The organism is Streptomyces sp. P5F9 (assembly GCF_057961495.1).
This window is the reverse complement of sequence record NZ_JBXVPZ010000399.1, coordinates 1-9135: the sequence shown is the minus strand read 5'-3', so window position 1 is coordinate 9135 and position 9135 is coordinate 1. Positions and strand designations below refer to the sequence as shown.

Annotated in this window: 13 protein-coding genes; 3 read left to right on the top strand and 10 right to left on the bottom strand. The window is 69.2% G+C overall.

Annotation, left to right across the window (positions count from 1 at the left end):
• Both AC31A1_RS40045 and AC31A1_RS40040 read right to left on the bottom strand, forming a co-directional pair.
• The coding region (locus tag AC31A1_RS40045) for an asparaginase (protein WP_489658005.1) at positions 1 to 822 on the bottom strand (822 nt) is incomplete at its 3' end.
• Between the two features lie 109 nt (positions 823 to 931).
• Positions 932 to 1537, bottom strand: a complete 606-nt coding sequence (locus AC31A1_RS40040; protein WP_489658004.1) for an RsiG family protein — start codon at positions 1535 to 1537, stop codon at positions 932 to 934.
• Positions 1538 to 1707: 170 nt separating this feature from the next.
• Between AC31A1_RS40040 and dtd the strand changes: the two genes are divergently transcribed.
• Complete coding sequence (dtd, locus tag AC31A1_RS40035; protein WP_489658003.1) at positions 1708 to 2133, top strand: D-aminoacyl-tRNA deacylase; 426 nt, start codon at positions 1708 to 1710, stop codon at positions 2131 to 2133.
• Positions 2134 to 2139: 6 nt separating this feature from the next.
• Here dtd and ygfZ read toward each other — a convergent pair whose 3' ends face one another.
• The 6 genes from ygfZ to AC31A1_RS40005 form a co-directional block, all read right to left on the bottom strand.
• A complete protein-coding gene (gene ygfZ, locus AC31A1_RS40030) occupies positions 2140 to 3105 on the bottom strand; it encodes a CAF17-like 4Fe-4S cluster assembly/insertion protein YgfZ (protein ID WP_489658002.1) in 966 nt (321 codons plus the stop codon).
• 10 nt (positions 3106 to 3115) lie between these two features.
• Positions 3116 to 3580, bottom strand: a complete 465-nt coding sequence (locus AC31A1_RS40025; protein ID WP_489658001.1) for a Fur family transcriptional regulator — start codon at positions 3578 to 3580, stop codon at positions 3116 to 3118.
• A 15-nt stretch (positions 3581 to 3595) separates the two neighbouring features.
• On the bottom strand, positions 3596 to 4171 hold the full coding sequence (locus AC31A1_RS40020; protein ID WP_489658000.1) for a heme-binding beta-barrel domain-containing protein: 576 nt from the start codon (positions 4169 to 4171) through the stop codon (positions 3596 to 3598).
• Between the two features lie 231 nt (positions 4172 to 4402).
• Positions 4403 to 5401 carry a hypothetical protein gene (locus AC31A1_RS40015; protein ID WP_489657999.1) on the bottom strand — a complete coding sequence of 333 codons (999 nt, stop codon included), beginning with the start codon at positions 5399 to 5401 and terminating at the stop codon, positions 4403 to 4405.
• On the bottom strand, positions 5398 to 6300 hold the full coding sequence (locus AC31A1_RS40010; protein WP_489657998.1) for a hypothetical protein: 903 nt from the start codon (positions 6298 to 6300) through the stop codon (positions 5398 to 5400). The genes AC31A1_RS40015 and AC31A1_RS40010 overlap by 4 nt, the downstream gene beginning before the upstream one ends.
• Positions 6297 to 7079, bottom strand: a complete 783-nt coding sequence (locus tag AC31A1_RS40005; protein WP_489657997.1) for a hypothetical protein — start codon at positions 7077 to 7079, stop codon at positions 6297 to 6299. The genes AC31A1_RS40010 and AC31A1_RS40005 overlap by 4 nt, the downstream gene beginning before the upstream one ends.
• A gap of 129 nt (positions 7080 to 7208) precedes the next feature.
• Between AC31A1_RS40005 and AC31A1_RS40000 the strand changes: the two genes are divergently transcribed.
• A complete protein-coding gene (locus AC31A1_RS40000) occupies positions 7209 to 7571 on the top strand; it encodes a DsrE family protein (RefSeq protein WP_489657996.1) in 363 nt (120 codons plus the stop codon).
• Here AC31A1_RS40000 and AC31A1_RS39995 read toward each other — a convergent pair.
• Together AC31A1_RS39995 and AC31A1_RS39990 are read right to left on the bottom strand one after the other, a co-directional pair.
• Positions 7565 to 7759 carry a DUF397 domain-containing protein gene (locus tag AC31A1_RS39995; protein ID WP_489657995.1) on the bottom strand — a complete coding sequence of 65 codons (195 nt, stop codon included), beginning with the start codon at positions 7757 to 7759 and terminating at the stop codon, positions 7565 to 7567. The genes AC31A1_RS40000 and AC31A1_RS39995 overlap by 7 nt on opposite strands.
• Positions 7741 to 8583 (bottom strand): DUF5753 domain-containing protein, encoded by an 843-nt coding sequence (locus tag AC31A1_RS39990; protein WP_489657994.1) that lies wholly within the window; start codon positions 8581 to 8583, stop codon positions 7741 to 7743. The genes AC31A1_RS39995 and AC31A1_RS39990 overlap by 19 nt, the downstream gene beginning before the upstream one ends.
• Before the next feature lie 183 nt (positions 8584 to 8766).
• Between AC31A1_RS39990 and AC31A1_RS39985 the strand changes: the two genes are divergently transcribed.
• Complete coding sequence (locus tag AC31A1_RS39985) at positions 8767 to 9132, top strand: hypothetical protein (protein ID WP_489657993.1); 366 nt, start codon at positions 8767 to 8769, stop codon at positions 9130 to 9132.
• Positions 9133 to 9135 lie beyond the last annotated feature (3 nt).

Genomic DNA, 9135 nt, shown 5'->3' with positions numbered 1-9135 from the left:
CCCCAACACCGGCCCGACCGCCCGCCCCGCCCCGTCCTCCACCTTGAACGCCAGCGCCCGCCCGTCCGGAAGGGCAACCGCCTGCACCGCCTCCGCGCCCATCTTCGACAACGCACCCGGTACCGCCCGCATCAACCACGTGTCGGCCCGCCGCGTGCCGGCGACGTACTCGGGGTGAGCGCGCATCGCGTCGGCGACCCGGCGTTCCGCCGAGCCCGGGGCGGCCAGGACGAAGAAGCGGTAGGCGCGGGCCAGGCCCGTCAGGCTGATCGCCATCAGCGGGGCGCCGCAGCCGTCCGTGCCCACAGCCGCGACCCGCGCACCCGACACTTCTTCCACAACCCTGTGGATAAGTTTTTGGAGCGGGTGATCCGGGTCCAGGTACGACTCCAACGGCCAGCCCCGCAGCGCGCTCGCCGCCAGCATCGCCGTGTGCTTGCCGGAGCAGTTCATGGCGATGCGGTCACGTACGGCGCCCGACGCCAGGTACGCCTCCTGCTCGACGGGGTCGAGGGGGAGGTCCGGTGGGCACTGCAACTGGCCTGGGTTCAGGCCGTGTTCGGAGAGGAGTCGGCGTACGAGATCGCGGTGGAAGAGTTCGCCGGAATGGCTCGCGGCGGCGATCGCGAGGCGTTCGCCGGTGAGGTCGAGGCCCGCGCGCAGAACGCCCGCCGCCTGCATCGGCTTGTTGGAGGAGCGGGGGAAGACCGGGGCCGTCACGTCACCCAGGGCCAGTTCCACCGAACCGTCCGCCGCCAGGACCACCAGGCTCCCCCGGTGCAGACTCTCCACGAAGCCGGAGCGGACGACCTCCGCGAGCACCGGAGGGGGCGCATCAGAAGCCCCCGCGGCAACCCCAGCGACCCCCGCAACCCGCGCGGCCCCCGCAGAGCCCGCATCCTCAGTCGTCACATCGGCCCCCTCACGTCACTCACGTCAGCAGATCGTCCACCTGTGCCTCTCCCTCACGGTACCTGCGGGCGATCTCCGCGCTACAGCCGTCGGCCGTGTGCTGGAGGAGCTGACGGCGCCGGGACACCTGCTGTTCGTACCGTACGAGGCGGCCCATCGCGGTGGTCAGTTCCAGGTCGGTGCGGGCCTCCAGGTCGGAGAGTTCGACCTCGGCGAGCATCTCGGCGGCCAGCAGCCGGTACTCCTCGCTGTGCGGCGTGCCCAGCGTGACGTGCCGGGCCGAGGAGCGGTGGCGGGCGGGGGCGTCGGTGAGGATCTCCGACAGCCGGTCGACCACCGACGCCGCGCCCGCCGGAGAACGCCGGGCCAGTTCGGCGCGCAGGATGTCGATCCGGCCCTGGAGGAGCCGTCGTACGTAACTCAGGTCGGCCTCGTCGCGCTGGGCGTCGCGGCGCAGCGCGCGCAGCTCCGGGAGCCGTAGCGCGGTCAGGTCGGGTGCGGGCGGTTCGGCGGGCAGCAGCGGGCTGTCGACGCGCTGCACGGGCGGGCGGCGCGTGGCCGCCGGTCCTCCCGCGCGGATCAGCGAGACAGGCCCGTGGTGCTGCCCGGTACTCGGTGTGCTCATGTGCCTGAACCGTCCCCTCGACCGGCGTGTGGACAGCATCGTGCCACCCCAAGTGGCCGCTATGTGACCGAGTGCCCCCGAACGGCCCCAGATGGGGGGTTAAGGATCAAAAATCGACCCTCCTACGGCCGCCCGACAACCGCTTCCGTCCGCACGGCATCATGGGACCCATGCGAGCAGTGGTGCAGAGGGTGGACGGCGCGAGCGTCGTCGTGGACGGGGAGACGGTCGGGGCGATCGAGGGCGAGGGGCTGTGCGTCCTCGTCGGCGTCACCCACGAGGACACCAAGGAGAAGGCGGCCCAACTCGCCCGCAAACTCTGGTCGATCCGCATGCTCCACGACGAGAAGTCGTGCAGCGACATTGACGCACCGCTCCTCGTGATCAGTCAGTTCACGCTGTACGGCGATGCCCGCAAGGGGCGCCGGCCCACCTGGAACGCGGCCGCCCCCGGCGACATCGCGGAGCCCCTCGTCGACGAGGTGGTGGCCCGACTCCGCGCCCTGGGCGCCACCGTGGCGACGGGCCGATTCGGCGCCCAGATGCGCGTCTCGCTCACGAACGACGGTCCGTTCACGGTGGTCCTAGACCTCTAGAAAACCCTAGGGTTCTACGACCACTTCCTGTGCGGCCGCCGTGCTGTCGGCCAGCAGCGGCGCGTCCAGCGGCACGTTCCGCTTCACCAGCGCGAGGGCGATCGGCCCCAGCTCGTGGTGGCGTACGGAGGTCGTGATGAAGCCGATCTTGCGACCGTCCGCGCCCTCCTCCGCGAGCCTCAACTCCGTGCCGTGGCCCGGGAGATGGACCTCGCTGCCGTCGAGGTGGAGGAAGACGAGGCGGCGCGGCGGCTTGCCCAGGTTCTGGACTCGGGCGACCGTCTCCTGGCCGCGATAGCAGCCCTTCTGGAGATGGACCGCCGTACCGATCCAGCCCAGCTCGTGCGGGATGGTGCGGTGGTCGGTCTCGAAACCGAGGCGGGGGCGGTGGTGCTCGACGCGCAGCGCCTCGTAGGCGAGGATCCCGGCCGGGGGACCGGACTTCTGGGCGTACGACTCCAGGTCCTCGCGCGGGAGGAAGAGATCGCGGCCGTACGGCGTCTCGCGTACGACGGCACCGGCCGGGACCTCGGCGATGGAACCGGCGGGGACGTACACGACCGCGAACTCAGCTGTGCGGTCGGTGACTTCGACGCGGTAGAAGAACTTCATCGACTCCAGGTAGGCGATCAGCGCCTCTTGGGTGTCGGGTTCGGTGTGCATCCACACCGTGGTGCCGTCGTCGACGAGGTACAGGGCGTGCTCGATGTGGCCGTGCGCGGAGAGGATCAGGGCCTCGGTGGCGACGCCGGTGGGGAGGTCGCTGACGTGCTGGGTGAGCAGGAGGTGCAGCCAGCTCAGCCGGTCGTCACCGGTGACGGCGACGACCCCGCGGTGCGAGAGGTCCACGAAACCGGTGCCGTCGGCGAGGGCGCGCTGCTCACGGAACAGGTCGCCGTAGTGGGCGGCGACGCCTTCGTCCACTCCTTCGGCGGGGACGGCGCCGGGCACGGACAACAGGGGGCTCTTCATACGGGTAAGCCTACGACTCGGTAGTTGAAGACTCAGCTGACGTCTTACCGGTCGGATTCTGCTGCGCGCAGTCCTTGCAGCGGCCGAAGATCGCGAAGTGCTTCATGTCCGTCTCGAAGCCGAACGTGTCCCGCAGCTTGGCCCGGAACTCGGTGGCCACTTCGACATCGGCCTCGATGACGTTCGTGCAGTCCCGGCAGACCAGATGGATGTGATGGTGCCGGTCCGCGAGGTGGTACGTCGGCGCCCCGTGCCCGAGATGCGCGTGGCTGACCAGCTGGAGCTCCTCCAGGAGTTCCAGGGTCCGGTACACGGTGGAGATGTTGACCCCCGACGCGGTCTTCCGTACTTCGCCGAGAATGTCGTCGGGGGTCGCGTGCTCCAGGGTGTCCACGGCTTCGAGCACGAGCTGTCGCTGCGGCGTCAGCCGGTAGCCGCGCTGCCTGAGGTCACTCTTCCAGTCGGTGCTCACCACACTGGAAGTGTAGAACTACTTGAAGAAAGCGATCCCGTCGTCCGGCATGTCGTCCGGGAGGGCCTTCGCCCAGCGTTCGACCTCGTCCGGGGTGACGATCTTCTTCAGGTGGGCGGACATGTAGGGGCGGAGTTCGACCTCGGGGGTCTGCTTCTCGCCGACCCACATGAGGTCGCTCTTGACGTAGCCGTAGAGGCGCTTGCCGCCGGTGTAGGGGCCCGAGGCGGCGGTGCGGGCGACGGCGTCCGTGACCAGGTCGATCTGGGGCTTCTGCTTGGCTAGTTCGCCGTACCAGATCTCGACGACTCCGTCGTCGCGGGTCATCGTGACCTCGACCTTGCGGTCGGCGTCGATGCGCCAGAAGCCGGACTCGGTCTCCAGGGGGCGGACCTTGTTGCCGTCGTTGTCCAGGACCCAGGTGTGGGAGCGGTACTCCAGGAAGTCGCGGCCGTCGTGCGTGAAGGAGACCTCCTGGCCGAAGTTGCACTTCTCGGAGCCCGGGAAGTCGTGAACGCCCGCGCCGGCCCACTCGCCGAGCAGGAAGACGAGGGGGACCAGGTCCTTGTGGAGGTCGGACGGGATCTCGATCATGACGTCAGCAGTTCCTCGGTGGGGGTCAGCGCTGGCCCTGGTACAGCTTCTTCACGGTCAGTCCGGCGAAGGCGAGGACGCCGACGCAGACCAGGACCAGCAGGGTTTCGAAGAAGATCTCCACGGGTGCTCCTCGGACAAGCTCGGATGAGCGTGGTGCGGTACGCATATGTACACAGGGCCGGGCCCCAGCTTACGCGGCTGGGACCCGGCCCTCGTGGTGAGGTACGGCTAGGCGAGCAGCTGGCTCTGCAGGGTGACCGTCTGCTGGAACGGAACGGCCTCCGCGCGGCCCTTCCTCGACTGCACGATCATCGCGACGGTGTCGCCGGCCGTGAGGAACGCCTCGCGGACCTGTTCGGCGCCGTACGGCTTCGTCTCGACGTACGGCAGGAGCGAGATGTCCGTGACCTTGGCCGCGTCCGGGAAGTCGTCGTCCGACTCGTAGCCGTCGGCGCCGCGTACCGGGTACGTGGGCGCCGAGTATCCGCCCAGGCTCCCCGAGACCAGGCCGTCGGCGACCGTCGCCGTGTCGAACTGGAGCAGGTAGATCCGGGTGTGCGTGCCGTCCGAGGTGGTCCAGCCGCGGGCCGCGATGTGCCGCAGGCCGTCGTCGGTGAGCTTCTGCGCGAGCTCGGTCCGGTCGTCGCCGGAGGAGAACTCGGCGAGGAACACCTTCGTGGCCAGCCAGCCGTCACTGCCGTCGAGCGCCTTGTCGCCCGTGGCCCCCTTCGGCGCCGGGAGCACCAGCGCCCGCAGGTCCGCGAAGTGGGACCCCGCCGGGTTCGCCTCGGCCAGCGGCCCCGGGCTGCCCTTCGGCAGCGGCGGCTTGGTGAGCACGGGGTAGTCCCACCGCCCGTCCGACTCCGTCCCGAGCCCGGGCACGTCCGACCGCTTCATGTCGGTGATCCCGTACGCCGTCCCGGCCCCGGCCACCGCGAACACGACCACGGCGGCGGTCCAGCGGAGCACCGCGCGCAGGACCCGGCGGTCTTTCCCGGCGGGGACGGGTTGGGGGTCCTGCTCTTGGAGGACGGTGGGCGGGAAGAGCGGGGGCTCCGGGACGGCCGGGCTCTCGGCGGTCGCCGGAGGTTCGACGGTCGGGCTCTCGGCGGTCGCCGAGGGTTCGACGGCCGGGTTTTCGGCGGTCGCCGGAAGTTCGGGGGCGAGTTCCGGCTCAGGGGTTGGCTGGGCGGTCTCCACGGCCTTCTCATGCTGCTGGTCGGTCATACCGCCTCCCCCGGGTCCTTGATGCGGTCGAGTTGTTCCTGGAGCAGCCGGCCGATGGCGTACGTCTGCATAGGGCGGGCGGACTTCGCCGTGAGGGTGACCAGGACTTCCCCCTGGTAGGCGGAGCAGTAGATCGTGTCGAGCTTCTCGTCGGTGCTCTTCGGCGAGAGGAAGCACTCGGCGTTCTTGTAGCCGTTGATCGACGGGCCGGGACGGAAGATGCCCAGGGAGTCGAAGAACTCGTTCTGGAAGCGGGACGCGTTGCGTACCGCCGTCTTGTCCGCGATCTGGGCCAGCACGATGCTCACCGTCGACGCCTTGTCCGTGTAGACGGACGCCTGCTCGTCGGTGCTGACGTAGCTGCGCATGGCCAGGCCCTTGGTGTGCTGCTTGTCGATCTCCTTCTCCAGCGGCTTGCGCTGCTTGGCCGGCAGTTCCTTCAGCGACTCCTTGCGCAGCGCCGCCGCCTGCGCCCCGGTGAACGCCACGTCATGGCCGTACTCCGCGAGGTCGGGCCCCTGGCTCCAGCCGTCCGGGCCGTACGGCACGAGCGCCGCGGCGAGCCCGGTCGGCTTGGCGGCGCCCTCCGCCTTCTCCGTGGACACCTTCGGGAACTTCCATACGGCGTCGCCCGCGTCCCGGTCCGCGCCGTTCACGGTCACGACGGTGTACCCGGCCGCGCCGACCACGGCGACGACGAGCAGCACGGCCCCAGCGATCGCGGCGGAACGGCCCTTGCGCACCGGTTTCCTGACGGTCTCGGGGGTCAACTCCTCGGTGCTGCCGACGAGTTCGGGGACGAGCACGTCCGCCTCGGGCTGCGTCTCCGTCACCGGCTGCGCCTCAGGCTGCGGCTCCGGTTCCGGCTCCACCCGTTCGGTGGGGTTCTCGGTGGTCACAGCCGCTCCATCTGCCGCTCGGCCAGATCCATGATCTTCTTCTTCGGGACGGGCTTCGCCGAGGAGACCCAGATGTCCATCTCGACGTCACCGCGCCAGGCGTGCGCCTCAGCGTTGTAGACGTCCGTGTAACCGGCCTCGCTGTCCGGCGAGTTGTGGACGTACGCCATCCCGTCGCCCGTGCCCGGGATGGGCCAGCTGTCGGTGTCGGACTTCTTCTCGGCCCAGTAGTAGGCGTCGTCCGAGTCGTCGGCCACCACTAGTTCGTCCTCCTGGCGGAACTGCACGAGCCGGATCTCGACGAAGAGCGAACTGCCCTCCCGCCAGTTGGCGACGGCCGCGCGCCGGAACTCACTGGCGACGAGGTCGCTGAACGCGTCGGCCGGCTCGTCGAACGTCTCCGCGTACTCGGCCAGGTCCATCCACCCGTCGACGCCGACGTCGTAGCCCGCGTCCCGGGCCCCGCTCGGCCTCTTCAGCAGCAGCTTGCGCAGGTCGCCGTCCGTCTTGACCCTGCGGTCCTGGGCGGCGGACAGCGGCTCCGGAGCCGGCCCCTTCGCCTGGGTGAGCGTGGCCTGGGAGAGGGAGGGCAGCGCGTCGGGTGCGCGGTCCGCCTGGACCAGGTAACCCGTACAGATACCGGCTACGACACCGAGCACGGCGGCGACGGCGATGAGGAGGGTGGTGCGGCCTCGGCGACGCGGGCGGGGCGCGGGCCCCAACTCCGGGCTTGCCTCCGGCTCTGTCTCCGGGCCCGACTCCGGCTCCGGATCCGGCACTTCTTCGATGGATTCTTCCGGTACTTCCAAAACGTCCCCCACGGAACATGACGTGCGCATTCCATATGCGCGCACAGGAGACCCATGGCCAACACAGGGAGTTGTAAGGAAGTTGATTACGATTCGGTCATGTCGAAGAAGCTCGTGATCAAGGTGACCGCAGGTGCCGACGCCCCCGAACGCTGCTCACAGGCGTTCACGGTGGCCGCGGTCGCCGTCGCCAGCGGAGTGGACGTCTCCCTGTGGCTGACCGGCGAATCCGCGTGGTTCGCCCTGCCGGGCCGCGCCGCCGAGTTCGAACTCCCGCACGCCGCCCCGCTGCCCGACCTGATCGACTCGATCCTGGCCGCGGGCCGCGTCACCCTGTGCACACAGTGCGCGGCCCGCCGGGACATCACGGAGAAGGACGTCATCAAAGGCGTGCGGATCGCCGGGGCACAGGTGTTCGTACAGGAGGTAATGGCCGACGGTACGCAGGCGTTGGTCTACTGAGCCTTAGCCGAGCTTACGAACTCCGACCAGGCGTCGACGCCGAAGATCAGGGTGCCGTGGTCGGGGTTCTTGCTGTCGCGGACGGGGACGAGGGGGAGGTTGGAGGCGACCTCGACGCAGTTGCCGCCGTCCGTGTTGCTGTAGCTGCTCTTGCGCCACGTCACGTTGCTCAAGTCGATGGCTCGCACGGCACTTCCTCCAACATCTGCAGGACGAACGATCGCGACTCCGCCGGGGACATGGCCAGGTCGCGTACCGCATCATATGCACGTTGGAGGCGCTCAACCCGTTCGGTTTCCTCGATCAGTTCGCCGCGCACATCGTTCTCTGTGTAAGCCACGGTACGACCGTCGGGCAGCCTCAGGAACATGGTGTCGGTGTTCGTCAGACCGTGGACTCCACTGCCGAACGGCAGGACGTGGGGCGTGATGTTCGGGTGATCCGCCACCTCGGCCAGGAACCCCAACTGCTGACGCCAGGCTTGCTTGTCGCGCATCCCCATGCGCAACACCGCTTCGGAGATGATGGCGCGGAACGGCGGTGCGTCCTCGCCCTCCAGCAACTTCCGTCGCCGCACGCGCGCTTCGACCTGCTGCTCCAGTTCTTCGCCGCGGAGCCCGCCTGCCGTGAGGGCCTCCCTCACGTACCCGTCCGTCTGGAGCAGACCTGGCGGAGCGCTCACGGAGTACTGCCACAACCCCAAAGCCTCGGCCTCCAGCGCCATGTACCGCCGGTACTGCTCCTTGAACTGCCTCGGGTCACCAACTGCCAACTCCCACAGGGTGAGTAGCAGCGGCGCCGTGCCGTAGTACTGATCCAACGCCTGTACGACCTCGGGCCCACCCAGCGTGCCGCCACGCTCCATCTTCCCGAACTGCGACGCGTCCCATCCCAACGCCTTCCCCAACTCCCGCAGGCTCAGGCCCCGTTCACGCCTCAACCTTCGCAGTTCCTCGGCAAACCGCTTCCTGGGCTCATGGCTGCGTTCCGTGACCACCAGCCGTTGCGGCATCTCGACCTCCCGTGGATGTGGAATTTGTGGAATTTGGCGTGCCCCGCGCGGAAGTTGAGCCCGTTGGCGCTGCATTCGCCTCCGCCCTGGGTCATCCTCGTAACACACCCAGGAATGCACAGAGTAGTGCAACTGTCGCATTCTGTATGGAAGTTGCATAAAGAGGAAGAGGAGGAGGCGCCGATGGAACCCGGAACGCTGCTCTACGACCCGGCGACCGACACGGTCGGCGAGTACCAGGACAAGGCAGGGCCCTACGCCCTGTTGCGTCCGGTCGGCGGTGGGCGCGAATGGCAGGCCGACCCCGAGTCGCTCCGACCCGCCACGGACGCGGAGCGCCTACGCGCCGGGGTCCGCGCGGCGAACTACCGCGCCCGCACCGACGCCCCGTTCCTGGTCGCCCTCCCGCCGCAGCCGGCCCCCGGTTGCGCGGGGTGCGCGGAACTGGCCGAGGTCCGGGCGGCGGCACGCACCGCGCGTGACTACAGCGCCGAGACCGACGCGAACGTCCTGCTCCGCAAACACCGCAGCGAGGCCCACCCCGTATGAACC

Bases quoted from the DNA above. Each gene is read 5' to 3' on its own strand.
- AC31A1_RS40040 (WP_489658004.1), bottom strand. From the start codon at position 1,537: ATGAGCACACCGAGTACCGGGCAGCACCACGGGCCTGTCTCGCTGATC.
- dtd (WP_489658003.1), top strand. From the start codon at position 1,708: ATGCGAGCAGTGGTGCAGAGGGTGGACGGCGCGAGCGTCGTCGTGGAC.
- ygfZ (WP_489658002.1), bottom strand. From the start codon at position 3,105: ATGAAGAGCCCCCTGTTGTCCGTGCCCGGCGCCGTCCCCGCCGAAGGA.
- AC31A1_RS40020 (WP_489658000.1), bottom strand. From the start codon at position 4,171: ATGATCGAGATCCCGTCCGACCTCCACAAGGACCTGGTCCCCCTCGTC.
- AC31A1_RS40015 (WP_489657999.1), bottom strand. From the start codon at position 5,401: ATGACCGACCAGCAGCATGAGAAGGCCGTGGAGACCGCCCAGCCAACC.
- AC31A1_RS40000 (WP_489657996.1), top strand. From the start codon at position 7,209: ATGTCGAAGAAGCTCGTGATCAAGGTGACCGCAGGTGCCGACGCCCCC.
- AC31A1_RS39990 (WP_489657994.1), bottom strand. From the start codon at position 8,583: ATGCCGCAACGGCTGGTGGTCACGGAACGCAGCCATGAGCCCAGGAAG.
- AC31A1_RS39985 (WP_489657993.1), top strand. From the start codon at position 8,767: ATGGAACCCGGAACGCTGCTCTACGACCCGGCGACCGACACGGTCGGC.